This window comes from Arthrobacter sp. 9V, from assembly GCF_902506065.1.
In the GTDB taxonomy this organism is placed as follows: domain Bacteria; phylum Actinomycetota; class Actinomycetes; order Actinomycetales; family Micrococcaceae; genus Arthrobacter.
This window is the reverse complement of sequence record NZ_LR732912.1, coordinates 1,669,483-1,696,070: the sequence shown is the minus strand read 5'-3', so window position 1 is coordinate 1,696,070 and position 26,588 is coordinate 1,669,483. Positions and strand designations below refer to the sequence as shown.

Here is a 26,588-nt window from a genome sequence, read left to right as displayed (position 1 = left end):
GCTACTTGGTGGTGGTGATATCGAAATCGGCGCCCAGGCCGGCCAGCTTCTCGGTGAAGCGCTCGTAACCGCGGTTGATGATGTCGATGCCCGTAACCCGGGAAGTTCCTGTGGCAGCCAGTGCTGCAATGAGGTGGCTGAAACCACCCCGGAGGTCCGGAATGTCGATGTCGGTGCCCCTGAGCGGAGTGGGACCTGAAATCACGGCTGAGTGCAGGAAGTTCCGCTGCCCGAACCGGCAGGGGACACTGCCCAGGCACTCGCGGTGGACTTGAATGTTCGCACCCATGCGCGCAAGGGCTTCGGTGAATCCGAAACGGTTTTCATAGACAGTCTCGTGGACAATCGAGACACCCTCCGCCTGCGTAAGGGCTACCACCAAGGGCTGCTGCCAGTCCGTCATGAAGCCCGGGTGGACGTCTGTCTCCAGGACCAGCGGGGAGAGTTTACCGCCCTGGTGGTAAAAACGGATGCCGTCGTCGCCGATGTCCATGCCACCGCCAACTTTGCGGTAGGTATTGAGGAAGGTCATCATGTCCCGCTGGGAAGCACCCTCAACAAAGATGTCGCCGCGCGTAACCAAGGCAGCAGACGCCCAGGATGCGGATTCGTTGCGGTCCGGAAGCGCACGGTGGTTGTAGCCACGCAAGTCCTTGACGCCTTCAATGCGGATGGTCCGGTCCGTCTGGACGCTGATGATGGCGCCCATTTTTTGGAGGACCGCAATGAGGTCGATAATCTCCGGCTCCGTGGCCGCGCCAATGAGTTCGGTGATGCCCTCCGCACGTGTTGCACTGAGCAGGACCTGCTCGGTGGCCCCCACCGAGGGATAAGGCAGCGAAATCTTGGCTCCATGCAGGCCGTTCGGGGCGGAGATGTGGATGCCGCCGGGGCGCTTTTCCACCACGGCGCCGAACTGCCGCAGCACGTTCAGGTGATAGTCAATGGGCCTGTCGCCGATCTTGCACCCGCCCAGATCCGGAATGAAGGCCTCGCCGATCGCATGGATCAGCGGTCCGCACAGCAGGATGGGAATCCGCGAATCACCGGCATGGGCATCGATCGCCGTGCTGGAGGCCGTCTTCGCGTCCTTGGGATCCAAAGTGAGGTCGCCCGATTCGGGATCCTTCACAACGGTCACGCCGTGCAACTGCAGCAGGCTGGTGACAACCTCTACGTCCTTGATTTCCGGCACGTTCCTCAGCACCGATGGTTCGCTGCCCAGCAACGCCGCCACCATGGCCTTGGGCACCAGGTTCTTGGCACCGCGAACGGTCACGCGCCCGGTCAACGGGACGCCACCGCGGATTGTCAGAACACTACTCATCTATACCGGTTTCCTCACGACTACTCGCCCCCCAAACTTACAAAGGCTCCAGCTAAGCATAGAAGCTCGCTTTACCGATCCGAAATGGAACCGCCCGACGCGCCGCTGATCAGGCTCCGGAAATACCACAACGAAAAAGGACCGGCCAGGCCTCCCGAAGGGGGCCCGCCGGTCCATTGGCCGCCAGGTGGCGGCCTCATGCCAAGGGTTAAAGGGCATCAACTTTCGCCGGCAACGTCTTCGGTTTGAAGGACGGGCGCGTAGCCTCGTATGCCGTGATGTCCTCCTCATGCTGAAGGGTCAGGCCGATGTCGTCGAGGCCTTCCAGGAGGCGCCAACGCGTGTAGTCGTCAATCTCGAACGGTGCCACCACATTGCCGCATTCAACCGTCTTGGAAACCAGGTCCACCTTGATTTCAGTACCGGGATGATTCTCCAGGACTTTCCAGATCAGTTCGATGTCGTCCTGGGCCACCTGGGCAGCCAGCAATCCCTGCTTGCCGGAGTTACCTCGGAAGATGTCAGCGAAGCGTGAGGACAGGACGGCCTTGAAACCATAGTCCTTCAACGCCCAGACGGCGTGTTCGCGGGATGATCCCGTACCAAAGTCGGGGCCGGCCACCAGGACCGAGCCGGCGTTGAACGGTGCCTGGTTCAGGATGAAGGACTCGTCCTTGCGCCAGGCGGCGAACAAAGCGTCCTCAAACCCCGTGCGGGTAATGCGCTTGAGGTAAACAGCGGGGATGATCTGGTCCGTGTCCACGTTGCTCTGGCGCAGTGGAACGCCGATGCCGGTGTGGGTAGTGAATGCTTCCATGGGATCCTCCTAGACTGCGATTCCGGACAGGGTGCCTGCGGCAGCGGACTCAAGGTCCGACGGTGAGCTCAGCGTGCCTCGAACAGCCGTGGCCGCAGCCACCACCGGCGAGACCAGGTGCGTGCGGCCGCCCTTGCCCTGGCGTCCCTCAAAGTTTCGGTTGGATGTTGAAGCACAGCGCTCCCCCGGTTCCAACTGGTCCGGGTTCATGCCCAAGCACATGGAGCACCCGGCGAAACGCCATTCGGCACCAAAGTCCTTGAAAACCTTGTCCAAGCCCTCTGCTTCAGCCTCCAGCCGGACGCGGGCAGAACCTGGTACCACCAGCATGCGGACGTTGGGGTCCTTTTGACGACCACGGATAATGTCTGCAGCAGTGCGCAGGTCCTCAATGCGGGAGTTGGTGCAGGATCCCAGGAAGACGGTATCCACACGGATGTCCTTCATGGGGGTGCCGGCTTCCAAGCCCATGTACTGCAGGGCGCGCTCGGCAGCTGCCTTGGCGTTCTCGTCACCGAATTCTTCAGGCGAGGGCACCTTGGCGGACAGTGAGACGCCCTGGCCCGGGTTGGTCCCCCAGGTCACGAACGGCTCCAGGGTGTCAGCGTCAAGGTCGACTTCGACGTCGAAGCTTGCATCGGCGTCGGTGTTCAGCGTGTTCCAGTACTCGACGGCGGCATCCCAGTCTGCGCCTTCGGGGGCGTGGGGGCGGCCCTGCATGTAGTCGTAGGTGGTTTGATCCGGAGCCACCATTCCGGCGCGGGCACCGGCTTCGATGGACATGTTGCAAATGGTCATCCGGGCGTCCATGGACAGTGCACGGATGGCTGAGCCACGGTACTCGAGCACGTATCCCTGACCGCCGCCGGTCCCGATTTTGGCGATAACAGCCAGGATGATGTCTTTTGCGGTGACGCCGGGGCGCAAGGTTCCTTCGACGTTGATGGCCATGGTCTTGAACGGCTTCAGCGACAGCGTCTGGGTGGCCATGACGTGCTCCACCTCGGAGGTGCCAATGCCCATGGCCAGCGCACCGAACGCGCCGTGGGTTGATGTGTGCGAGTCGCCGCAAACCACGGTCATACCCGGCTGCGTCAGGCCCAGCTGCGGGCCCACCACGTGCACGATTCCCTGTTCCTTGTCGCCAAGGGAGTGGAGGCGGACGCCGAATTCCTTGCAGTTGGCACGCAGGGTTTCAATCTGTGTGCGGCTGGTCAGGTCCGCAATCGGTTTGTCGATGTCCAACGTGGGAGTGTTGTGATCTTCGGTGGCGATGGTGAGATCGGCCCGGCGCAGTTGCCGGCCGGCCAGGCGCAGGCCCTCAAAGGCTTGCGGGGACGTTACCTCGTGGACGAGGTGCAGGTCGATGAAGAGAAGGTCTGGCTGGGCATTGGCTCCTTCGCCCTCACCCTTGCGCACTACGTGCGCGTCCCAGACTTTCTCGGCCAGTGTCTTTCCCACGGCCTTGCTCCCTTCACTGCGATTGGCTTGTTGCGTTGTTCTTGTTCCACTGAAGCAGCCCGGCGCCAAAATAGGCCAGCGAAACAACTTGCATCTCAGATATTGAGACGGCAATATCATTACATGGACAATTCTAGTGGAGTCGGTGTCATTGATAAAGCGGCCCAAGTACTCGATGCCCTTGAGGCCGGGCCCACCACTCTTGCGCAGCTTGTGGCGGCCACAGGCCTTGCCCGGCCCACAGTTCACCGGCTTGCGCTGGCACTGGTTCACCACCGCCTGGTAAGCCGGGATATCCAAGGACGATTCGTCTTGGGCAGCCGGCTGGTGGAACTCGCCTCCGCTGCCGGTGAGGACCGGCTCATCGCCTCTGCAGGCCCCGTCCTCATTCAGCTCCGTGACGCCACGGGTGAAAGCGCGCAGATCTTCCGCCGGCAAGGCGACTGGCGTGTCTGCGTAGCATCCGCAGAGCGGCCCATCGGTTTGCGCGACACCATTCCGGTGGGGACCCAGCTCTCCATGAAAGCCGGCTCTGCCGCGCAAGTCCTCCTGGCGTGGGAAGACCACGACCGCCTCTTGGAAGGACTGCAAAACGCCCGCTTTACGCCCACCGTCCTGGCAGGCGTACGACGCCGGGGCTGGGGTCAGAGTCTCGGCGAACGCGAGCCCGGGGTCGCCTCGGTTTCAGCCCCCGTTCGCGGGCCTTCAGGCAGGGTCATTGCTGCAGTGTCCATTTCAGGTCCGATTGAACGCCTCACCCGCCAGCCGGGCCGCCTTCACGCCGAAGTGGTTTGCAATGCCGCCCGGGTCCTGACCGAAGCCCTGCGCAAGAACAACGACTAGCGTGAACAGCTACGCAGTCTTTCTCCGCGGCATCAACGTAGGCGGCATCAACATCAAGATGGCTGAGCTGACATCGGCCCTGAAGGACTTCCCGTTCACCAAGGTCAAAACCCTGCTGGCCAGCGGGAACGTAGTGCTGCAAAGCGAACTCAGTGCCAAGGACGTCAAAGCACAGTTCGAGAAGTGCCTGCGGGACAGATTTGGCTACGACGCCTGGGTGGTTGTCCTCACCGCTGAAAGGGTTGGCGAATTGGTGGACGCTTGCCCTTATCCGGCTGACGATAAATCCACGCACAGCTACATCACCCTTTCCTCCGATACAGCCATGCTTGACGAACTGTTCCAAGCCGGCCAAGAGCTCGGTGGAGTGCAACAAGTGCGACTCGGCCCGGAGGCTTCCGCCTGGCTGGCCCCTGCCGGCGGGACGCTGGACAGTCCGTTCAGCAAGCTTTCGGCCAAGGCGCGCTACAAAGCCAGCACCACTACCAGGAACCTGCGCACCCTCATCAAAGTCAGGGACGCCGCTGCGGGTCTCTAACCGGAGCGTGCAGACTTCAGGGCGGCATTAAAGGCTTTCAAGCGGATAATTTCCACCTCCACGGGCTCCACGATCCTCTGCTCAGCAACCGTCGCAACGGCGGCTCGCAACCGCCTTTTTGCCCTTGAAGCCCTGACCCGTGCCGCCCAACCGCCAAGAATCCTCCCGGTGATGGCAAGGGCGATCCCCAGCACTACTCCCCCGGCAACCATCAAGGTGGGCCAGGGCCACCCCTCAGTTCGGGGCACCTCCGGCACTGGCATTTGGAAGTAGCTGAGTGCCGCCAAAACACCCAGCCAGCCCAAGCCACCTACTGCGAGCACAAGCGCGATCCATTGGAGGGTGTTGAAAAGCACCCACCAAAGGGGACGTTTACCCGCCAACAGGTCAGTGCTTGCAATGGCTTGATCAAGTGCGTCAGGCAACTCCTCCCGCCCGTCCCTTGCCGCACTGCGGATGGCAGCACGCCAAGGACCAGGAGCACCCGATGACGCCTCATCCGCAAAATCCCTCACGGCCGCATCCGTCCGTGCCCTCTCGGGCGCGCCGGCAGGTGGCAGGGACGTCCTGTTCAGCTCCGGCCTGGCGTCATCCCTGCCCAGGTTCAACCGTCGCAACGGATCCGGACGGAAACGCAAAAGCCACCGTGTAACAGGCCACCCTGTCCTCTTGGCCGACTCCCGCTTGAAAGATCGCTCAACGGCGTCCACCACCACCGGAACGTTCGCCGCCGTCGAGAGTTCAGACGCAAGGCGGGCCTTCGTTCCACCCTTGACGCCTTGGGCTTCACCCTCACCCGAGGCCACGGCAAGTTCCTTGGCCGCCTTTGTAACGTCTGCTGCCAAGCGCTCCGTGGTTGCCTCCCGCTGAACCACCACCTTCCTGATGGCCCCGCGGAGGGCCTGAACGCCGTCGCCCGTTATCGCTGATGCACTCAGGACCCGGACTTTGCCCAGTCCGTCCCGCGCCAGGATCCCTTCCAAGGACTGCATCACGGCGGTTGCGTCAGAGGGGGTGAGCTTATCCACCTGGTTCAGGACAACCAAGGTGACAGCTCCGTGGGAGGCCATGGGCCGGAGGAAATCATTATGAACTGCAGCGTCGGCGTATTTTTGCGGGTCCAGAACCCACACCAGGACATCCACCATGCCTACCATGCGCTGGACGATCTCCCGATTTTCCAATCTGGTGGAATCGAAGTCGGGCAGGTCCAGCAGCACCAGCCCGGTGTGGTCATCGGCAAGCCCCGGGACAGGCGGCAGGGCATGCCGCTCCTTGACGTCCAGCCAATCAAGCAAAGGTCCGCTGCCTTCCTCACCCCAAATACCTGCCAAAGGTGCAGACGTAGTGGGCCGCCGCGCAGTTGCAGTTGCGAGCTCGCTGTCGGAAACAGCATTGAACAAGGAGGACTTTCCGCTGCCTGTGGCCCCGAAAAATCCCACCACAGTGTGATCTGCCGATAGTGACCGCCGCGAGGTGGCACGCTCCAGAACCTCGTAGACGGATTGCAGCTCCGGATCCGGGAGAACACCTTCAGCAAGCTCCCGCGCGGTATTGAGGGACTCCAGCCTTCGCTGCAGCAGCGAGGACTCACGGACCTGTCCGTGGCGGCTCATGCGGCCCCTGCCAGGCCACGCAATGCGTGGGCAAATCGGGCGAGCTCATCTCCGGAACCAGGATTGTTGGCCTCAACCCGGCCAAGGAACCGTTCCCTCTCATCATCCAGGAGCCGTTGGCATTGAGTATGCAGATCATCCCTGGCCTGCTGGGCCAGACGACGCACTGCGTCCTCACCGAACACCGCTTCCAGCAGCTTCTGGCCAACAACGGCCGTTCCCCCTGCAATGCCGATCTCCAATCCGCTCAGGCCGGCAGTCATGGAAAACACCACCACCATCAGCGCGGCGCCCAGCCCGTTAACCCCCAAGGACAGCCACCGGGCCTGCGTTCGTTTGCCCTGTCCCTGGGTCCGGATCATCTCCATCAGCCCTTCCTGCCAGGATCGAATGGCGGCTGCGGCCTTCGCGTCAAAGCCATCACTGGTCCCCGACAGGTCATCCGAACCCAAAAGCTCCCGGCCGGCAGCATCGGCACGCCAGCGCCTGTCCACGTTTTCAGCTGCGTTCGCAGCCTCATCCAGAATCACCGCCTGCAAACCTGTTTCAATGGCAGTTTCAACCTTCACAGCCGGAGCGGGCTCGCCGCGGAAGAAGGCTCCCACACGGTCCCGCATCCGCCCGATATTCTGCTCGAGCGCCCGGAAGAACTCACCTGTTCCCACGAAGTCCTGCCACCTGGCCAACACTTCACCGCGAAGCAATGCGCCGTCCTTCGTGGCTTCGAGAATGCGCGAAAGCGCCTGCTCATACTCCACAACACTCGTTTCGCGGAGATCGTGTGCGGCGGCATCCTGGGCAGCAACTGCGCCGGCAATGCCCTCCAACCGGACACTGACCGCTTTAACAGCGCCATTGAGGGTTCGTCGGGCCACCTCCGCCCGTCCGGCTGCATCAGCGGCCAGGGCACCCAGCCAGTGGCGCAAGGGGATCACGGAATCCTCAGGAAGCATCCCCAGCCCGTCCAAGGCACTTTCCGGAACAACGAAGAGCTTCGCCTCAGCCAGCCCTTGGCGGTCCAGCATTGCTTGGAGGTCGGTCCTGACTTCCTCTTCCGCAGCAGCGGGAACACGGTCCAGGACAACGGCTACGGTGATATCCCGCGACGCTGCGTCCAGGAGCAGACGCCAAGGCACGGCGTCTGCGTAGCGGTTTGCTGTGGTGACGAACACCCAGAGATCAGCGGCAGCAAGCAGTTGCCCGGCGAGCCTGCGGTTGTCATCGGAGATCGAATCGACGTCGGGAGCATCCAGAAGTGCTATTCCTTGGGGCACTGCTGCGTGTCCCACCAGAACCAATGACGTGATGGCCTGCGCGTCGGGGGCGGCACCTGCCTGATGCGCCGGAAGAGGACTGGACGAAACAGTGCCGCGGATTCGGTCCAGGCCGGGAAGTATCCGCTGACCTTCAAACCACTCCGCGTCCAGAGGATGGTGGAGGAGGATGGGTTGGCGGGTGGTGGGCCTGATAGCGCCGGCGCGGGTCACCGGGAAGCCGATCAGCGCGTTGACCAGCGTGGACTTCCCTGCGCCCGTGGAGCCGCCCACAACCGCCAGCAGCGGAGCATCCAGACTCCGGTAGCGGGGAATTACATAGTCGTCCAGTTGCGCCAGGGACTCACGAATCCACTGGCGGGCCTCACGGACCTCCGGCACGGCGAGCGGAAGGGTTGTGGCAGCAAGTTCTGCACGGGCCGCTTCCAAGGTCTCGACGGCGGCTGCCGCGCCTTGGGCAGCTTGGCTGGCCCTGGGTGTTCTCTGATCATCATTTGCGGTCACAGCATCATCATGCCAGCCCGATCCCTGCCACAGGGGCGGCGCAAGCACAGAGAACCAAACCGGAAAAAAAGAAATCCCCCGGAACCGTAGTTCCGGGGGATTCGTTGGTGACCCCAGCGGGATTCGAACCCGCGTTACCGCCGTGAGAGGGCGGCGTACTAGGCCGCTATACGATGGGGCCCTGTACTTTTTACGCCGTTTCCGGCGATCAAGCTGAATGAGTATTTCACACTTTCAGCTTCGCTCCAAATCGACTGAGCGACTTGAAACATCCGAATTTCCAGCTAATACAAGCGGATTTTCAGAGCTGGGATACCAGGACTCGAACCTAGAATGACGGTACCAGAAACCGTAGTGTTGCCAATTACACCATATCCCAAAGTGACTTTCGGACCGGAGTTGTACGCTTTGGTTTCCCTCAGCTTTTCCCTCCGTGCCCCTCAGCACGAGTAATGACTCTACCGGAGTCTGGTCACCTGCACAAATCCGAAAGCCGTTACCTGCATCACACAATTCTTATGCCGCGGAAGGAGCTGTCACCAGCAGCCGCGACAGCGAGTCCACCTGACGCCCGGCGAACTCTTCCACCACTTCCCCGGTCCTGTTAAGCCACACGCCGATCAAGCCTGCAGCCGTCGCCCCGTCAGCATCAAGCAGCCTGTTGTCGCCAACGTACAGGGTCTCCGCCGGCCCGGTACCCAGCAGCCGAACGCCTTCAAGGTATATTGCGGGGTCAGGCTTCGGCACCCCTACCGTGTCCGTTCCTACGAGGATCTTGATCCTGGACAGGCCGGCACCGTCAAGCTTCGCCCGCTGGTAGTCATGAACATTGTTACTCACGGCGCCGTACGGAATACCTGCAGCATCGAGGGCATCAAGAACGCCTTCAACGTCCTCAAATGCCCGCACGTACGCCGTCTGGCGCTGGTGATACTCGGCCACCCAGGCTTGGGACTCCTCCCCGTCCTGGAGCTCCACGCCAAAGTGTCCCAAAGCAGCCCTGCCCCGTAGGAGCCGCTGCTCGTTGAAGGTCAGCTCGCCGGCCAGATAACGGTCATAGAAGTGCGTGGTCTCATGAGTGAAGATCCGCCCGAACTTCACCCACCCGGCCTGGTCCAGGCCGGGCAGGAGATGCTCACTGACATCGCGGAGCGCGGTTGTCATGGCGTACTCAAGGTCCACCAAGGTGTCGTCAATGTCGAAGAGGACACCACGAACGGTGCCAAAAGAACTCGCGATAGCCATGACTGCTTCTTGCTGCTAGCCGCGGAAGGCGCGGACGCGGGCGAGTGAGGAATCCTTGCCGAGGATCACCATTGACTCGAACAACGGCGGAGAAATGCGACGTCCTGAAATGGCGGTGCGTACAGGCCCGAACGCGGCGCGGGGCTTAATGCCCAGGTCCTCCACCAGGGCCTGCTTAAGGGCGGCCTGGATGTTCTCTGCCGTCCAATCACCGATCGGTTCCAATGCCGCCAAGGCAGCATCGAGTACTTCCTCCAGGTTCTGCGGAAGACCCTTGCGGGCGTCGTCGGCAACATCAATGGCGTCATCGGCCTTGAAGAGGAAGGCCAGCATCTCGGGGGCTTCGCCCAGGAGAGTGATGCGCTCTTGGACCAGAGGGGCCGCCTCGGCCAGGATCTCCTCCTGGCGAGGCGTAAGGATTTCCCCTACGAAACCTGCAGCACGAAGGTACGGAACCAAGCGTTCTTTGAAATCCTCCGGCGCGAGCATCCGCACATGGGTTCCGTTGATGGCTTCGGCCTTCTTGATATCGAAACGCGCCGGGTTGCCCAGGACGTCATGGATATCGAAGTTGGCCACCAACTGCTCCACGGTGAAGATGTCTTCATCCGCGCTCAAGGACCAGCCAAGCAGCGAGAGGTAGTTGAGCAGGCCCTCCGGTATGAAGCCGCGTTCCCGGTGCAGGAACAGGCTGGACTCGGGGTCGCGCTTGGACAGCTTCTTGTTGCCCTGGCCCATGACGTACGGCAGGTGCCCGAACTCCGGCATGTACTCGGCCACACCGATTGCGTACAGCGCACGGTACAGCGCAATCTGACGCGGCGTGGAGCTCAGCAGGTCTTCGCCACGGAGTACGTGGGTGATGCCCATCAGGGCGTCGTCCACGGGGTTCACCAGGGTGTAGAGCGGAGCTCCGTTGGCGCGAACAACAGCGAAGTCGGGAACTGAACCCGCCTTGAAGGTAATCTCACCACGGACAAGGTCGTTGAACGTCAGGTCCTCGTCAGGCATGCGGAGGCGCAGGACAGCTTCGCGGCCCTCGGCCTTGAACTGTGCCAGCTGCTCATCCGTCAGGTGCCGGTCGAATCCGTCATAGCCCAGCTTGGGGTCGCGGCCGGCAGCCTTGTGACGGGCTTCGATCTCATCGGGGGTGGAGTAGGACTCGTAGACGTGTCCCCCGGCTTTGAGCTTGGCGATGACGTCCTGGTAGATATCGCCGCGCTGCGACTGGCGGTACGGCTCGTGCGGTCCGCCCACTTCCACGCCCTCATCCCAGTTGATTCCGAGCCATTTCAGGGCGTCCAGCAACTGGTGGTAGCTCTCTTCGCTGTCGCGTGCCGAGTCCGTGTCCTCGATGCGGAAGATCAGCTTGCCACCGGTGTGGCGTGCGTAGGCCCAGTTGAACAGAGCGGTCCGGATCAGGCCAACGTGCGGCGTTCCCGTGGGTGACGGGCAAAAACGGACGCGGACCGGAGTCTCGGCGTTGACGGCAGGGATGGCGCTGGAGGCAGCGTTCGACGCAGAAGCAGTAGTCATAGTGGTTCCAACTTTACCGCTTGGCACCGCTCCGTTTTCCCGGGTTAGGGGCCGACGACGGCACTCGCCTTTCATATGTGAGGCGAGTGCCGCCGTCGAGGTTTGGCGATTGGCGGGGTGCCTAGCGGCGAACCACCGGGTTGGAGAGTCGGCCGATGCCTTCAATCTCCACTTCGAAACGGTCGCCCTCGCTGACAAGGCCAACACCGGCGGGGGTTCCGGTCATGATGACGTCGCCCGGAAGCAGGGTGAATGCGTGCGAAACGATCGAGACAAGCTCGCGAACGCCACGGATCATCTGATTGGTACTCCCGTCCTGGCGGAGTTCGCCGTTCAGACGGCCCTGAATAGCCAGGTCCTCGTGATCCAGGTCCGTTTCAATCCAGGGACCAAGAGGCGCGGAGGTATCGAATCCCTTGGCCCGCGCCCACTGAAGGTCGGTCTTCTGGACGTCGCGGGCCGTGAGGTCGTTGCCGCAGGTGTAGCCGAAGATGACGTCATCAGCCCGGTCCTCGGGAACGTCCTTGCAGATCCTGCCGATCACCACGCACAGCTCAGCTTCGAACGAAACCTCCTCCGAGAATTCAGGAAGGATGATGGGATCGTTGGGGCCGATCACCGAAGTGTTCGGCTTCAGGAACAGCAGCGGTTGCTGGGGAACCTCGTTGCCGAGCTCGGCGGCGTGCTCGGCAAAGTTCCGGCCGACGCCAATGACCTTGCTTCGGGGAATGATGGGAGCGAGGAGCCGTACGTCTTCAAGCTTGTGCTTCACGTGGGTACGTTCCACGCCGTTGAAGAAGGGGTCGCCGTTGATGACAGTGATTTCCTCACTGCCGGGCTCACCTTCAACAACGCCGTAAAGGGGATCAGAATCAACTACAAACCGGGCGATACGCATGGACTCAAGCCTACAGTCCGGCCCTGGCCTCGAAGGTAATCCAGCTGGGCTGCGACCGAAGTCTCCGCAGCCCACCTGACGGAAGGGTCGACGTCGGGATAAACCGCATCAGTGACGTCAGCAATGGACGCTTCATTTCCCAGATGTTTAAGCGCCTCCCTGATTTGATCGAGCCGTTGTTCCCGGTGATCCCGGTACTCGCGGCACTTCTTGTCCAAAGCCGGAAGCACGGGCCCGTGTGCGGGAAGCAGGGTTGCAGGGCCTAGTGCTTCCAGCCGGTCCAAGCTGGCAAGGTAATCGCCCAACCGGCCATCCGGGTAATCCAGCACAGTGGTTCCGCGGCCCAGGATGGTGTCGCCGGTCAGGACGGATCCGGCTGGACCGTCATAAGGGAGGTGGAAGCAGAGGGAGTCGGATGTGTGGCCCGGCGTTGCCACCACATGGATCTCCACGCCACCCGCCGTCAGGACTTCGCCGTCCTCCAAGGGCTCGCCGCCGTGGCAATGCTCCATCAACGCAGCACGTACCGGCGCCCCTGTGATCTGGTGAAAACGCGCCGAAGCCTCTGTGTGGTCCGCATGCCTGTGCGTAATGAGGACTACATCCACAACACCAGCCGATGCCAACACGGACAAGTGCTTTTCGTCTTCGGGGCCCGGGTCCACCACCGCCACGTGGCCGGAGCCCTGCACACCGATGACGTAGGAATTGGTGCCGTCCAGGCTCATCGGACCCGGGTTCGGGGCCAATCGGAAACGCGTGAGCTCACTGCTGCGCTGCAGAGAAGAGCCGTTGGTAGGTGAATTGCCTGGAGTCGCCATTGATTCTGAAGTCACCGTCCCATCTTGGCACTGAACGCGCGCTCTCTCACATCCCAAGCCCTTCGCGTCAACGCCCGCTCACATCCCGCCGGGAAGTGGAAGAGCGTTCGCCGCAAGCCCGCGGGAAGTGGAAGAGCGTGTGGGAAAAGCAGAACGGCGGCCCTTCCGCTTGTTTGCCAAGGGGGAAGGGCCGCCGTCGTGCGTTCTGTTCGCCGAAACTTAGACCAGGCGGGTCAGCCAGCCGTGGGTGTCCTCGACGGTTCCGGTTTGGATGCCCAGGAGCTGGGTGCGGATGGCCATGGTGGTTTCCCCGGCCTTTGCGTCCTCGGAACCAATGAATTCGGTGGCGTCCATGAGCACACCAATCGGCGTGATCACTGCTGCCGTACCGCATGCGAAGACCTCGGTGATCTCACCGGATGCCACGCCGTCGCGCCATTCGTCGAGGGNGACCAGGCGGGTCAGCCAGCCGTGGGTGTCCTCGACGGTTCCGGTTTGGATGCCCAGGAGCTGGGTGCGGATGGCCATGGTGGTTTCCCCGGCCTTTGCGTCCTCGGAACCAATGAATTCGGTGGCGTCCATGAGCACACCAATCGGCGTGATCACTGCTGCCGTACCGCATGCGAAGACCTCGGTGATCTCACCGGATGCCACGCCGTCGCGCCATTCGTCGAGGGTGATCTTGCGCTCGGTGACTTCGCGGCCCATGTCCTTGGCCACCTGGATGACGGACATGCGTGTGACGCCCTCAAGGATGGTCCCGCTCAGGGCCGGGGTTACCAGGGAGCCGTCCTTCATGACGAAGAAGACGTTCATGCCGCCGAGCTCTTCCACGGCGTCGTCGTTGAAGTGGTCCAGGAACAGGACCTGCTTGCACCCGTTCGCTTCGGCTTCCTGCTGCGCGATCAGGGAAGCGGCGTAGTTGCCGCCGCACTTGGCAGCACCGGTACCGCCGCGACCTGCACGTGCGTATTCGCGGGAGATCCAGATGGAGACCGGCTTGAGTTCGCCGCCGAAGTAGTTCCCGGCAGGAGAAGCGATGACGCGGAAGGAGACCTCACGGGCAGCACGCACACCCAGGAACGCCTCCGTGGCAATCATGAAGGGGCGCAGGTACAGGGCCTCACCATCGCCGGAAGGAACCCATTCCTGGTCAGCTTGGACGAGTTCGCGGATGGCGCCCAGGAAGTACTCTTCGGGCAGTTCCGGGAGGGCAAGGCGGCGTGCGGACTTGTTCAAACGCGCCGCGTTGGCTTCGGGCCGGAAGGTCCACACGGAACCATCAGCATGACGGTACGCCTTTAGACCTTCAAAGATCTCCTGGCCGTAGTGCAGGACAGCCGCCGAGGGGTCCAGGGAGATGGGGCCATAAGGCTCAATCCGGGCATTCTGCCAACCGCCATTGCCATCGGCATCAACTTTGTAGTCGACGACGGCGGTGTGGTCGGTGAAGTAGTCGCCGAAGCCCGGGTTCGCCAGGACGGCTGCACGCTCCTCAGCAGACTTCGGGGTTTCCGAAAGCTGCTGGCTGAATTCGACGCCATGGGCAGTCTGAGTCATNAGGACAGCCGCCGAGGGGTCCAGGGAGATGGGGCCATAAGGCTCAATCCGGGCATTCTGCCAACCGCCATTGCCATCGGCATCAACTTTGTAGTCGACGACGGCGGTGTGGTCGGTGAAGTAGTCGCCGAAGCCCGGGTTCGCCAGGACGGCTGCACGCTCCTCAGCAGACTTCGGGGTTTCCGAAAGCTGCTGGCTGAATTCGACGCCATGGGCAGTCTGAGTCATGTTTCCTCCACAGTCAGCTACCTGGCAGGGCCGAACCGGGTCCCAAAAAGGGTGTGGTTCAGCGATGGACCAGGGAAGCAGGTAAATAATTCAACACAAGCTTACGCCTGAGAATCGGGCCTAAAGTGCGTCCGCAATAGCGTCGCCAATGGCAGCAGTGCTGCGTGGCTCGCCGGTGCGGCTTTCGACGTCGGCGACTACTGCCGCTTCGATCTTGCGGGCCGCCGTGGTGTAGCCAAGGTGGTCCAGGAGCAGCACTGCGGAGAGGATGGCCGCGGTGGGATCGGCTTTCTGCTGCCCGGCGATATCCGGAGCTGAGCCGTGGACGGGTTCAAACATGGACGGTGCCGTACGGTCCATGTTGATGTTGCCCGATGCCGCCAGGCCGATGCCACCGGTGATGGCAGCAGCGAGGTCGGTGAGGATGTCGCCGAACAGGTTGTCGGTGACGATGACATCAAAGCGGGAAGGGTCAGTCACCATGAAAATGGTGGCTGCATCAATGTGCAGGTAGTCATGGGTGACCTCGGGGAATTCCTTGGCCACGGCCTCCACGGTGCGCTTCCACAGGTGTCCGGCGAAAACCAGGACATTATGTTTGTGGACTAGCGTGACGTGTTTGCGGGGGCGATCGTTGGCGCGGCGGAAAGCGTCCCGGACTACGCGCTCCACACCGTGGGCGGTGTTCAGGGAAACTTCGGTGGCCACCTCATGGGGAGTGCCTCCGCGCAACGTGCCGCCGTTGCCCACATAAGGGCCTTCGGTACCTTCGCGGACCACAATGAAATCGATGGTGCCGGGGTTTGCCAGGGGGCTGCCGACGGTTCCGTACAAGCGGGACGGGCGCAGGTTCACGTAGTGGTCCAGACTGAAACGGAGCTTGAGCAACATCTCGCGTTCAATGATGCCCGAGGGGATGCGGGTATCGCCGGGAGCGGCGCCCACTGCGCCAAAGAGAATGGCATCGCGGGTGCGCAGATCGGCCAGGACCTCATCCGGCAGGGTCTCGCCGGTCTCAAGCCAGTGCTGGGCACCAAGCTTGTAGTTTGTCAGCTCGAGGGCAACGCCTTCAGCGGCGACAGCCTTTTCCAGAACCTTGACGGCTTCGGCGATGACCTCGGGGCCAATGCCGTCGCCAGGGATGACAGCGAGATTGATGGACGTTGCACTCATGCTTCTATCTAGCCAAGCAATCCACATGCTGGTCAAAATCGTCTCACTCCTCGAACACCCGCCGTTAGCAATGCGCAGGGAGTCTCAGACCAGGGCATGATGCCCGTGCCGGGACCCAGCGCATAGAGTCATAGCGTGGATAGAAGGCACGCAGCGTACGAATGGTTCCGGATCAACCGCTTCAAAGTGGACATGACGGCAACCTGCCTGCTGATTCTCCTCTTCGGTCCGGTGTATCTGGTGGCAGATAGGCCTTGGCTTTTCCTCCTGTCCTGCAGCCTCCTGTTCCCCCTCGCTTGGCGCCGGACGCGCCCGGCGGTGGCGGCCGGCGTCGTCATCCTGGTATGCCTCATCCAATGGGCTGTGGCCGCAGAACCCGTGGCGGGCCAGATCGCGGTGCCGCTGGTCATCTACGCGACGGCTGCTTACGGACCCGCGTGGGCGAGCCGGACAGTTCTATTGGCCGGCCTCCTGGGTGGGGTCATGCTCACAACCCGGCTCTTTTCCACTACCGCCGAATCCGGAATTCTCGGCCTTACCATAGGCGCGCTCTACACCGTGCTCATCTGGATGTTGGTGTTGGTGAGTTGGACGCTTGGAGACCTCACGCGCGTCCGCCGGCTTCAGCTTCAGGCACTGGAGGACCGGACACGCAGGCTCGAAGTGGAACAGATGCAGGAGCGGAAACTGGCTGCTGCAGATGAACGCTCCCACATTGCCCGTGAGATGCACGACATCGTGGCGCATTCGCTGTCCGTCATCATTACCCAGGCGGACGGAGCACGTTACGCTGCTGCAGCGAAACCCGAGCTGGCCACCGAAGCCCTGGCCACCATCGCAGCCACGGGCCGGGACTCCTTGGGCGAGATGCGAAGACTGCTGGGGGTCCTCCGCTCCGACGACGACTCCCCTACGCGTCCACAACCCCGGCTTTCGGACCTGGACGAACTCCTCCTCGGATTCCGCGCTGCCACCCTCCAGATCACTTTTGAACAGACCGGAGTCCCCCGCCGTCCCCTCCCCGCCGGAGCCGAACTCACCGCCTATCGAATTATTCAGGAAGCACTCACCAACGTGATGAAACACGCCGGACCCAAGGCGACGGCGGGCGTCACCCTCACGTGGCAGGCCCGCGGACTGCAGTTGGACATCCTCGACGACGGCCGGGGTGCCGCTGCCGATCCACCCACCGCCGGTGGTGGTAACGGACTGCCGGGAATGGGCGAGCGGGTCTCCCTCTACGATGGTTCCTTGACCGCAGGCCCGGTGCAGGGCGGCGGTTTCCGCGTGTCCGCTTTCATCCCTTATTCGGAGGCCTAGCCATGACTGAACTTCCCGCGCCCATTCGGGTGGCTCTCGTTGATGACCAACAATTGGTACGGTCCGGTTTTGGCATGCTGATCAATTCCCAGCCGGATCTTGAAGTGGTTGCTGAGGCGGGAAACGGGATCGAGGCCGTCCAGGCCCTCAGCGCCACCGCCGCGGATGTGGTCCTGATGGATGTGCGCATGCCGGGGATGGACGGCATTGAAGCAACCCGACGCATTCTGGAACAAGCTGCGGCGCAGCCCTCCGGCTCCCAACGGGCTGAGATCAAGATCGTAGTCCTCACCACGTTCGATCTGGATGAGTACGCTTTGGCCGCCATCCAAGCAGGTGCCAGCGGCTTCCTCCTGAAGGACGCCCCGCCGGAGGAACTGCTCGAGGCCATCCGCACCGTTTACCGCGGCGACGCCGTGATTGCCCCTTCCACCACCCGGCGGCTGCTTGACCACGTGGCACCCCTCCTGAGGACCCAAACCCCTGAACAGACTGAACATGCTGCCGCCGTGGAGCGCCTGACCACCAGGGAGCGTGAGGTGTTCCAACTGATCGCACAGGGTCAGTCCAACCCGGAAATTGCAGCGGGACTTTTCCTTTCCGAAGCCACGGTAAAAACCCACGTGGGCCATATCCTGGCAAAGCTTGGCGCCAGGGACCGCGTTCAGGTTGTGGTCATTGCCTATGAGACCGGTGTTGTGGCCCCGGGCACTTAGAAGTTCAGACCACGGTATGAGGAAGCCGCCGGGATAATGGGACCACCGCCCGATCCTGCAGGGCATGGCTGAAACATAGCGTGGAACCATGACAACTTTCACGTCTCTCCCCCACCCCTCAGGACCCCGCCCACCCTCAGGTTCGGACGGTACCACTGCCCCTCCAGCGGTCGAGGCCCATGAGCTGAGCAAAAGCTACGGGCGTGCCGATACCACTGTCACCGCCCTGAACAAGGTCTCCGTGAGCTTCGACGCCGGAAAGTTCACTGCCATCATGGGCCCATCCGGTTCCGGCAAGTCAACGCTGATGCACTGCCTTGCCGGGCTGGATACTGCGGATTCCGGGAAGATCGTGTTGGGCGGCACCGAGCTGACCGGGCTCAACGACCGCCAACTCACCGCCCTCCGCCGCGAGCGGATCGGCTTCGTTTTCCAAGCGTTCAACCTGGTCCCGACTTTGACTGCCGAGCAGAACATCACACTGCCGCTGGCTTTGGCCGGAAGCACGGCCGACGCGGGATGGCTGGATACCGTTGTCAGCACCCTGGGGCTCAAGGACCGGTTGAAGCATCGGCCACATGAGCTGTCCGGAGGCCAGCAGCAGCGCGTGGCTGTTGCCCGCGCGCTGCTGACGCGTCCCGACGTCGTGTTTGGGGACGAACCCACCGGCAACCTCGACTCGAGGGCCGGCGGCGAAGTCTTGGCGTTGTTGCGCCGAAGCAGCCAGGAAATGGGGCAAACCATCATCATGGTCACCCACGATCCTGTTGCGGCGAGCTATGCGGACCGCGTGGTGCTGATGAGCGACGGAGGCTTGGTGGGTGAGATCAACCAACCCACGGCTGATTCTGTGCTGACCGCCCTCGGCAAGCTGGGGGCCTGAGGCATGTTGCGGGTTGCCCTGTCCCAATTGACCACTCATGCCCGGCGGTTCGTCGCCATTGGGTTGGCGGTCATGTTATCCGTCATGTTCCTTTCGGCCACCCTCATGGTTGGCGCGAGCACCAACGCGTCCTTGGGCGCGAGCATCGGCGAGGCGTACCGCAATGCGGACCTTGTTGCTACGTCCAAGAACGGGGAGCCTTTCACGCAGGCGGCGGTGGATGCGGCGGCTTCCTCACCATCAGTGGAGGAAAGCTACGCCGAGCGTTCCACTTACGTAACCTTCGAGGCCGGTGGTGGTGAACAGTACGGGCGTCTGCGCAATGCGGCGCCGGCTTCCCTTGATGGAGCTGTGCTGTCCTCCGGTTCCATGCCGTCGAAGGCCTTGGAAGCGGTGATTGATGTCAAGACGGCTGAGCACCTGGGGCTGACCGTCGGCAGCACCTTGGAACTGCGCGGTGCAGGACCGGTGAAGGCGGCAAAGGTCACCATTTCGGGTCTGACGAAGGCAACGAACGATCCTTTCTCCTCCTCGGCTGCCCAACTGGTGGGTTCCGAGTCAGTACTGAACGCCGTCCAGGACGCGGGCGCCGGATACTCCGGGCTGCAATTCACCCTCATGCCCGGCGAAGACGTCAATGCCGCCAAGGACTTCATCTCCCACCGCATGGAAGCAGCAGGCGCCGTTGAGCCCATGCTGGAAACGGCGCAGGAGAAGGTCACCTCCACTGTGGCCATGCTCAGTGCCGGACAGGATCAGCTGACCGTTGTGCTGCTGGCCTTCGCTGGCGTGGCCATCCTCGTCTCCACGTTGGTGGTAGCCAATACTTTCTCCGTCTTGGTGGCCCAACGGACAAGGGAGTTGGCCTTGCTACGCTGCCTTGGCGCGGGCCGGGCCCAGATCCGTGGATCCGTAATGGTGGAAGCGCTGGTGGTCGGTTTCATTTCCTCGGTGGTGGGCGTCCTCGCTGCCACTGGTCTGATGACGGGCTTGATTGCCTGGGCCAAGTCCCAACCCGAACAGGCCTTCGCCACGTTGGCGGTACCGCCGTCGGCCATTATCGTCGGGCTGGTGGCTGGAACATTACTAACCGTTGTGGCTGCACTGGTACCCGCGAAGGCGGCCACAGCCGTGGCTCCGCTAGCGGCCCTCCGCCCGGCCGACGACGCCTCCGTAGGCAATCGACGAGGCAAGGTTCGCCTGGTGTTTGGCCTGGTGGCACTGCTGGGCGGAACCGCCTTGCTGGTCTATGGCAGCATGACTGTTTCCTTGATGGTGGCGCTGCTTGGCGGTGCAGCCTCGTTCGTGGGCATCCTGCTGTGCTCCACCCTTTTCATCCCCTCAGTGGTGGCGATGGCGGGGCGACTGGCGGCACCGGCCGGGGTACCCGGCAAACTTGCCGCCGTCAACGCGACCCGAAACCCGGCCCGGACCTCAGCCACTGCCGCAGCCTTGCTGATCGGCGTCACCCTGGTGTCCCTCATGATGACAGGGGCAGCTACCTCCAGGCAGGCGTTCAACGACACCTTGGCTGAAAACTATCCGGTGGACTTGTCCGCTCAGACCGCAGTGGACGCCGGTAACCCTGCTCAGGCGTTATCCCGGATCAAAGCGCTCGACGGCGTCAGCACTGCAGTGCTGCTGCAGCCTCTGGGAACGCTGAATGATGAGGCGACACCCGACGGCGGCAGGACCATCTATGGGCTCTCCGCCGCCGACGCTGAATCGGTGCTGCGCGACACCCACCTGAAGCCGTCCGTAGGAACCGTCTACCTGCCCGAGGATTCTCCGCAAGGCCCTGCAAGCATCACGACGGCGGTGGGTACCGTTTCCCTGGACGCCAAGGTCCTGCGTACCCGTCATGTACCTGCCTTTGTGGAAACCTCGAGCATCGCTTCTGGCGCACTACCTGAAACGCCGGGCATGGTGTGGGTAAAACTGGACGATTCCGTGTCCGGGGATCGCGTGCAGGCCATCCAGAAGGAGATCGCCGCAGCATTGGGTGTGCATGAGCGCACTGTCAGCGGCGCAGCCATTGAACGCGTGACCTTCAACAGCATCATCGACGTCCTGTTGTTGGTGGTTACAGGGCTCCTCGGGGTGGCAGTGGTGATCGCCTTGATCGGCGTGGCCAACACCTTGTCCCTTTCAGTCCTGGAGCGGACACGTGAGAACTCATTGCTGCGTGCCTTGGGGCTGACCAGGGGCCAACTTCGCGGAATGCTGGCCATCGAGGCAGTCCTCGTTGCGGGCGTGGCCGCAATCCTCGGGGCAGGCATGGGCATCGTTTACGGCTGGCTCGGCGCGCAGGCAACCCTGGGAGGCGTGGCCACTGTTGTCCCGGCGGTGCCGTGGGTCCAGGAGGCGGCTGTCTTTGGAGTAGCCGTGGTGGCCGGTCTCCTTGCTTCCGTGGTTCCTGCCCGGCGGGCTGCTCGATTGTCTCCGGTGGAGGGACTGGCCACAGCCTGAATCGCGCTTTCACATCATCACGCCAAACGAGAATCGCTCTCTCACTCCCCGCGGTCATACCGATGGGAAGTGAGAGAGCGATTCCTCTTAATGGATGTTATGTGAGGGAGGGTTTACGCCTCGGCGGGTTCTTCGTAGCGCGGGAAAACAGGAGCTGGCGCCGGGAGTTGTGTTCCGGCAACTATGGGCGTTGCAATCGCGGCGAACTGGCGCGATTCGCCTTCCGGCTGTCCCAGAACCTCAAGGAGCTTCGCGGACGACGACGGCATCACCGGCTGGGCGAGGATCGCCACAATGCGGACAACCTCCAAGGTGACATACAGGACGGTGTTCATGCGCTCAACATCGGTCTTGCGCAGCACCCACGGAGCCTGCTCCGCAAAATACGCATTGGTATCGCCCAAGACAGTCCAGATCGCTTCGAGCGCACGGCTGAATTCCTGTTTGTCGAAGGCGGCACGCGCAGTGTCCAGCAACTGCCCGGCCTGCGCCAGCAAAGCGTTGTCCTCGGCCGTGAATTCGCCGGGAACCGGGACCTTGCCTTCACAGTTCTTTGCCACCATGGACAGCGAACGCTGGGCAAGGTTGCCGAAGTTGTTGGCGAGGTCAGAGTTCATGCGGCCCACGATTGCTTCGTGGTTGTAGTTGCCATCTGCGCCGAAAGGTACTTCCCGGAGGAAGAAGTAGCGGCACTGATCCAAACCGTACTGGGCCACGAAATCCTGCGGCGCAACAACGTTGCCCAAGGACTTGGACATTTTCACGCCATTGTTGGTGAGGAAACCGTGGATCATGACGCGTTCGGGCAGTTCCAGCCCTGCGCTCATGAGGAAGGCGGGCCAGTAGATCGCATGGAAGCGTGAGATGTCCTTGCCGATCACATGGACGTCTGCGGGCCAGAACTTCTTAAAGGACTCCGAGTCGATGTCCGGGTAGCCCACACCGGTGAGGTAATTGGTCAGGGCGTCAACCCAGACGTACATGACGTGCTTCTCATCGCCGGGAACCGGGACGCCCCAGTCGAACGTGGTGCGGCTGATGGACAGGTCTTCCAGGCCTCGGCGGACGAAGCTGATGACCTCGTTGAAGCGGGACTGCGGCGCGCCGAACTCGGGCTGCTCCTCGTAGAGGGCGAGCAGCTTTTCCTGATAGTTGGAGAGCCGGAAGAAGTAGCTTTCCTCAGCTGTCCAGGTAACCAGGGTGTCCGTTTCCTTGGAATAGCGGAGCCCGTCCTCCTTCACCACGGTGTCGTCCTCGACGTAATATGCTTCGTCGCGGACGGAGTACCAGCCCTCGTACTTGGACAGGTAGATGTCGCCGTTGGCTTCCATCTTTTTCCAAATGGCCTGTGAGGCGGCGTAGTGGTCCTGGTCCGTGGTTCGGATGAAGCGGTCGTGGGAGATCCCCAAATCCTGGCTCATCTGCTTGAAGGCTGCCGAGTTGCGGTCAGCGAGCTGTTTGGCAGTAATGCCTTCCTTCTCGGCCGACTGCTGCATCTTGAGTCCGTGCTCGTCCGTTCCGGTCATGAAGAACACCTCATGGCCGTCAAGGCGCTTGAAGCGTGCCATGGCATCAGTGGCAATGACCTCATAAGCGTGGCCGATGTGCGGCACGCCATTGGGGTAGCTGATTGCGGTGGTGATGTAGAACGGGGATTTCTCTGGAGACGTCACTCTAAGAAGTTACCTTTTTTCGGGATGGAATAGCTTAGTTAAGTTCGGTCAGCGTATCGCTGAGCCGTACCAGCTCGTGATCGTGGGATGCAACCAGAACGGCAATGCCATCGCTGGTGGTGTCCTTGAGGATCCCGATGATGCGGTTGGCAGCCGCACGGTCGAGGCTGGCTGTGGGCTCATCCACTACAAGCACGCGGGTTCCCAGAATCAGGGCGCGGGCGATGGCTACGCGTTGGCGTTCGCCACCGGACAGCTGCGCTGGACGGTGCCGCATACGGCGGCCGAGGCCCACCAGATCCAGGAGGTCCTTGGCCATCTCGGTACGCTGTTCCACTTCGCCATCGGGTACAGCGGGGAGCAGGACATTCTCCAAGGCGCTCATACCGTCAATCAAGGCGCCGCCCTGGTCCACGTAACCGATCAGTGCGCGGCGACGGTCCGCGATCTCGTCGTCCCCCATGGCGTCCAGCGGCTGGCCCTCCCAGAAGACCTTTCCCGACGTCGGGAGCGTGAGTCCGGCGCTGACCGTCAGGATGCTGGTCTTACCGGAGCCGCTTCGTCCCGCGATACAGTGCATCTCGCCCGAATGGAGGGTGAGGTTGAAGTCGTCCACAACATCGACTTCCTCGGCGCCGCCTTTGTCGCCACCATAGTGGATGGTGACCCGGCTCAGTTCAAGGGGTGTTGCGTGATCCGTGGCCCTCACGATGGTGTTGGCACGGGTCTGCAATGACTCTTCCGCGGATCCCGGGGTAGCCGTCAGCTCGGGGTTGAGGTTGTCAGTCATTTGACTACTTTCGTTGCAATCGGAATCCAGCAAATTACGGCCAGCAGACCGGCCAGCCCGGCCCAAAGAGCCGCATATGGTGCCAGGAGCAGTCCCAGCCCCAGGGCGCCGAGGACACCCAGGGGAAGTGCCACGGTGCCCACAAGTGCGTTTTCAAAGAAGCGAACCTGGCCAAGCATGTCCGGGTTCCAGCCCATGGCACGCAATGTACCGAGGTACTCGCGTTTGGCATGGAGTTCGAACCGGCCGGTGACCAAGGTCAGGAGGAGCCCAACAACTACCCCGAAGACAGCAAGGATGACACTCGGCAAGGCGATGCTTGCTGCGGCCAGACCACTCAGGGCACTGGCGCCGGCAGCCCGGGGAATGTCTATCAGGAGTGAAATCAGGGCACCCACCGCAGCACCGAACACACCCACGGCCACAGCAAGGGAGATGGAGTTGAAGCGGTTGGTGGTCAACTGCCTGTTGGCAAATGTCAGGGGCGAGTCCACAGTCACCAGGCGTTCGTCGTGCTGTGGTTCCTGATCAATGACCACGCGGTGTCGCAACTGCTGGGCGGCCAGCAACGCTGCGCCACTGTAGATGACCAGCATGGTCACCGAGACGATCACGGTGGCTATGTTCCAGCTGAGCAAGCTCAACACGAGGCCTACGGCAGCCAAGGCTGCGGCACCCACGGCGAACTCTTCCAGTACCCAGGATCGGATGCGCTTCTGTGTCCAGCCCATGGCGCGGAGGATTCCGGCTTCACTCCGGCGCTGGCGGATGTAGCTCACGGTGGAGGCACCCGTCAGGAGGGTGGCGCCAAGAAGCGTCAGGAACAGCAGGGTGATGTTGGTTCCGGTGAGGGAGCCGGAGACGGCGTCGGCAGCGTCCTGGCGAACCCACGACTGTTGCACGGTGCCCAGCGGCGACTCCTTGCCGGCGTCGTCCTTGCTGTAGCCGGGAACAAAGATGTTGGCGTCCTCGCGGGCAGAACCGGCCACCACTGTGGCCTCGAGGCCGAGCTCACGGATCTGGGTGGCAAGTTTTTCCACCTCGGGCTGCGCCGTCTTCCAGTTGCCGCTTGCCGATGCCTTTACGCGGATCGCGTCAATGACGTCGGCGTTGGTGTCGTAACCACGCGCCGCCGCCAGGCCGTAGTAGTCGGTAATGGCACCGGCGGACTGGCTGACCAGCCCCGTAGCGCTCAAGGACGGCTTCAGTTCCGTGCCCTGCACCTCTTTGCCTTCAGCATCCTTGCTCAAGGTCATGGGAGTGGGGTCATAGCCGCCCAGGGGAAGCTTGTTGACGTCCCCGGCAGCGGCCTTCACCGCGGCGGGGTCAAAAGTTCCGTACACCATAGGCAGAGGCGTAGCCGGCTTCTTGCCCGTTTCCAGGTCTTCCCGGTAGGAACGCTCGTCTACGGGCTTACGCTGTGTCTGGTCCACGGGCACCCCGAAGGAGGACTTCTCCGGCAGACGATTGACCGTTACCCAATCCCCCGGCGTAGCACTCTTGTCCGTTGCTCCGTTGGCGGCTTCATCGCCGTCCTGATACTGCGGAGCGGCAGCGAATGCCGTGCTCCAGGTGGCCGGGTTGTACAGGCCCTGGCTAAAGGAAGCCGTGCTGCCCAGCAGTTGGCTGTGGTCAGTGGATCCCGGCCATTCGAGGGCAAACGGGGACTTGGACACGAACGGCAGGTAGTCCTTGTCCAAGGACCGCGTTACGGTGCCGACTTCATTGACCACCTTGCCGCTTGCGTCCAGTTCCTCGATCTTCACCGAGTACTGCAGGTCAAGGGAGGTACCGGAGCGAACAATCAGCGGGATGGCCTGGGAATCATCGGTCAACAGGCCGTCGCGCTTGGCTTGTTGGTACTGCGTCATCAGAGGTGCCCAGTACTTGAGCTTGACGCCCAGGAAATCCGGGCCTTCCTCCAGTTGGTCCATGCTGAGGCCGGTGGTAAAAAGACTTTCAAAGTGGCGTCCAATGGCGCCGGCATCACGGGCATCTGCCGGAGGAGCCTTCTCCAGCGGCGCCAGGAAGTCTCCTGCGGAGCCCAGGAGCGCACGCTCAGCGGCGGGGTCGACGGCGACGACGGACTCCGTCACCTCCGGCGCCAAGGGAAGCGCCACGGAGAGATTGAACAGGTTGTGCTCCGAGCCCAGCGCGGGGGCCGGGAACTTGACCCCCGTCTCGCCCTCAGGGCCGGCGATCCGGACATTGGTGCCGCCGGCAGTCTTTTCCTGGATCAGGCGGCCCTTGCCCAAAGTGCCTTCTGCGCTGGTCTTGAAAAGGGTCTGCTGGTTCACACCGTCAGAGCTCGTGGCAGAAGCGGTCAAACGGTACTTCTTGGGAGAATCGGACAGCACGGATTCTGCTGCAGGCCACTTGCTCGAATCCATGGCGGAGGGGTCCCCCGCAGTGATTGCGCCGGCGAGTCCGGCGTTGTACCCCAGGTAGTCCATGGCATTGAGGCGCGGAGCCTCGAGGTTCTGCGAAACACGCGAAACCAGGCTGATGGGTGCGGCCACAGCGGTTTGGCCCATGGTCCGGATCTTTTCCAGCTGTTCGAAACTGATCCCGCCCTGGCCGTTGGCGATTTCCGGCTGGATCAATGCACCGCCGTCGCCATCTTGTGACTGGTCAGGCTTTGCCTGAACCAGGATGTCGTAGAGTCCCCGCGAGTTCTCGTCCACTGTCCTGTTCAGAGCCGCCTGCGACTGGCTCTGGACGAGGACGGACAAGCACATGGCGACGATCAAAATGGCCGCGGTCAGCAGCAGCACACGGCTTCTGATGAACCTTTGGACGGCGTTCATTGGGCTCCCTGAGACCTTGATTGCGGGCGCGCACACATGCTCCGTGATTCCTCAAAGGCGCAGAGGGATACCGGGCTGTATGTGCAAAA

19 protein-coding genes, 2 tRNA genes and 2 pseudogenes are annotated in these 26,588 nt (G+C 62.2%); 6 read left to right on the top strand and 17 right to left on the bottom strand.

The window, feature by feature from the left end:
• Position 1: 1 nt before the first annotated feature.
• The 3 genes from murA to leuC form a co-directional block, all read right to left on the bottom strand.
• The gene (murA, locus tag BACI9J_RS07910; RefSeq protein ID WP_024817180.1) at positions 2–1,327 is read right to left on the bottom strand and encodes a UDP-N-acetylglucosamine 1-carboxyvinyltransferase; all 1,326 of its coding nucleotides are present in this window, start codon (positions 1,325–1,327) and stop codon (positions 2–4) included.
• 208 nt (positions 1,328–1,535) lie between these two features.
• Positions 1,536–2,144: a 3-isopropylmalate dehydratase small subunit gene (gene leuD, locus BACI9J_RS07905; RefSeq protein WP_062068930.1), complete on the bottom strand. Its 609-nt coding sequence runs from the start codon at positions 2,142–2,144 to the stop codon at positions 1,536–1,538.
• A 9-nt stretch (positions 2,145–2,153) separates the two neighbouring features.
• The gene (gene leuC, locus BACI9J_RS07900) at positions 2,154–3,605 is read right to left on the bottom strand and encodes a 3-isopropylmalate dehydratase large subunit (RefSeq protein WP_159733895.1); all 1,452 of its coding nucleotides are present in this window, start codon (positions 3,603–3,605) and stop codon (positions 2,154–2,156) included.
• Positions 3,606–3,728: 123 nt separating this feature from the next.
• On the opposite strand from leuC, the gene BACI9J_RS07895 reads away from it, so the two are divergent.
• Both BACI9J_RS07895 and BACI9J_RS07890 read left to right on the top strand, forming a co-directional pair.
• Positions 3,729–4,448, top strand: coding sequence for an IclR family transcriptional regulator (locus tag BACI9J_RS07895; protein WP_014922101.1), 720 nt, complete (start codon positions 3,729–3,731; stop codon positions 4,446–4,448).
• Position 4,449: 1 nt separating this feature from the next.
• On the top strand, positions 4,450–4,986 hold the full coding sequence (locus tag BACI9J_RS07890; RefSeq protein ID WP_159733894.1) for a DUF1697 domain-containing protein: 537 nt from the start codon (positions 4,450–4,452) through the stop codon (positions 4,984–4,986).
• Here the strand turns inward: BACI9J_RS07890 and BACI9J_RS07885 are convergent.
• The 11 genes and pseudogenes from BACI9J_RS07885 to BACI9J_RS07840 all read right to left on the bottom strand — a co-directional run bounded on the left by BACI9J_RS07885 (position 4,983) and on the right by BACI9J_RS07840 (position 15,841).
• The gene (locus BACI9J_RS07885) at positions 4,983–6,602 is read right to left on the bottom strand and encodes a GTPase (protein WP_159733893.1); all 1,620 of its coding nucleotides are present in this window, start codon (positions 6,600–6,602) and stop codon (positions 4,983–4,985) included. The two genes, BACI9J_RS07890 and BACI9J_RS07885, sit on opposite strands and share 4 nt — an antisense overlap.
• Positions 6,599–8,380 carry a dynamin family protein gene (locus BACI9J_RS07880; RefSeq protein ID WP_159733892.1) on the bottom strand — a complete coding sequence of 594 codons (1,782 nt, stop codon included), beginning with the start codon at positions 8,378–8,380 and terminating at the stop codon, positions 6,599–6,601. Before BACI9J_RS07880 ends, BACI9J_RS07885 begins: the two co-directional genes overlap by 4 nt.
• Positions 8,381–8,485: 105 nt before the next feature.
• Positions 8,486–8,561 (bottom strand) — tRNA-Glu (locus tag BACI9J_RS07875).
• A 126-nt stretch (positions 8,562–8,687) separates the two neighbouring features.
• Positions 8,688–8,759 (bottom strand) — tRNA-Gln (locus BACI9J_RS07870).
• Between the two features lie 137 nt (positions 8,760–8,896).
• A complete protein-coding gene (locus BACI9J_RS07865) occupies positions 8,897–9,625 on the bottom strand; it encodes an HAD family hydrolase (RefSeq protein ID WP_159733891.1) in 729 nt (242 codons plus the stop codon).
• Positions 9,626–9,640: 15 nt separating this feature from the next.
• Positions 9,641–11,161: a glutamate--tRNA ligase gene (gene gltX, locus BACI9J_RS07860; RefSeq protein WP_159733890.1), complete on the bottom strand. Its 1,521-nt coding sequence runs from the start codon at positions 11,159–11,161 to the stop codon at positions 9,641–9,643.
• 121 nt (positions 11,162–11,282) lie between these two features.
• The gene (locus tag BACI9J_RS07855) at positions 11,283–12,059 is read right to left on the bottom strand and encodes a fumarylacetoacetate hydrolase family protein (protein WP_159733889.1); all 777 of its coding nucleotides are present in this window, start codon (positions 12,057–12,059) and stop codon (positions 11,283–11,285) included.
• A complete protein-coding gene (locus BACI9J_RS07850; protein ID WP_159736400.1) occupies positions 12,038–12,880 on the bottom strand; it encodes an MBL fold metallo-hydrolase in 843 nt (280 codons plus the stop codon). Before BACI9J_RS07850 ends, BACI9J_RS07855 begins: the two co-directional genes overlap by 22 nt.
• Before the next feature lie 219 nt (positions 12,881–13,099).
• Positions 13,100–13,329 (bottom strand): annotated as a pseudogene (locus BACI9J_RS24765) (branched chain amino acid aminotransferase); the annotation flags it as partial.
• Position 13,330: 1 nt separating this feature from the next.
• Positions 13,331–14,440: pseudogene (locus BACI9J_RS07845) on the bottom strand (branched-chain amino acid aminotransferase); the annotation flags it as partial.
• A 348-nt stretch (positions 14,441–14,788) separates the two neighbouring features.
• Positions 14,789–15,841, bottom strand: coding sequence for a 3-isopropylmalate dehydrogenase (locus tag BACI9J_RS07840; protein WP_159733888.1), 1,053 nt, complete (start codon positions 15,839–15,841; stop codon positions 14,789–14,791).
• A 135-nt stretch (positions 15,842–15,976) separates the two neighbouring features.
• On the opposite strand from BACI9J_RS07840, the gene BACI9J_RS07835 reads away from it, so the two are divergent.
• The 4 genes from BACI9J_RS07835 to BACI9J_RS07820 all read left to right on the top strand — a co-directional run bounded on the left by BACI9J_RS07835 (position 15,977) and on the right by BACI9J_RS07820 (position 21,229).
• Complete coding sequence (locus BACI9J_RS07835; protein WP_236558583.1) at positions 15,977–17,161, top strand: sensor histidine kinase; 1,185 nt, start codon at positions 15,977–15,979, stop codon at positions 17,159–17,161.
• Between the two features lie 2 nt (positions 17,162–17,163).
• Entirely contained in the window at positions 17,164–17,877 is a 714-nt protein-coding gene (locus BACI9J_RS07830; RefSeq protein WP_159733887.1) for a response regulator, read from the top strand.
• Between the two features lie 88 nt (positions 17,878–17,965).
• Positions 17,966–18,760, top strand: a complete 795-nt coding sequence (locus BACI9J_RS07825) for an ABC transporter ATP-binding protein (RefSeq protein WP_159733886.1) — start codon at positions 17,966–17,968, stop codon at positions 18,758–18,760.
• Positions 18,761–18,763: 3 nt separating this feature from the next.
• On the top strand, positions 18,764–21,229 hold the full coding sequence (locus BACI9J_RS07820) for an ABC transporter permease (RefSeq protein WP_159733885.1): 2,466 nt from the start codon (positions 18,764–18,766) through the stop codon (positions 21,227–21,229).
• 113 nt (positions 21,230–21,342) lie between these two features.
• Here the strand turns inward: BACI9J_RS07820 and metG are convergent, their stop codons facing one another.
• Genes metG through BACI9J_RS07805 form a run of 3 tightly spaced genes read right to left on the bottom strand, consistent with a single transcriptional unit; the run spans position 21,343 to position 26,499 of the window.
• Entirely contained in the window at positions 21,343–22,902 is a 1,560-nt protein-coding gene (metG, locus tag BACI9J_RS07815; protein WP_159733884.1) for a methionine--tRNA ligase, read from the bottom strand.
• A gap of 34 nt (positions 22,903–22,936) precedes the next feature.
• Positions 22,937–23,692, bottom strand: a complete 756-nt coding sequence (locus BACI9J_RS07810) for an ABC transporter ATP-binding protein (protein ID WP_159733883.1) — start codon at positions 23,690–23,692, stop codon at positions 22,937–22,939.
• Entirely contained in the window at positions 23,689–26,499 is a 2,811-nt protein-coding gene (locus tag BACI9J_RS07805; RefSeq protein ID WP_159733882.1) for an FtsX-like permease family protein, read from the bottom strand. Before BACI9J_RS07805 ends, BACI9J_RS07810 begins: the two co-directional genes overlap by 4 nt.
• Positions 26,500–26,588 lie beyond the last annotated feature (89 nt).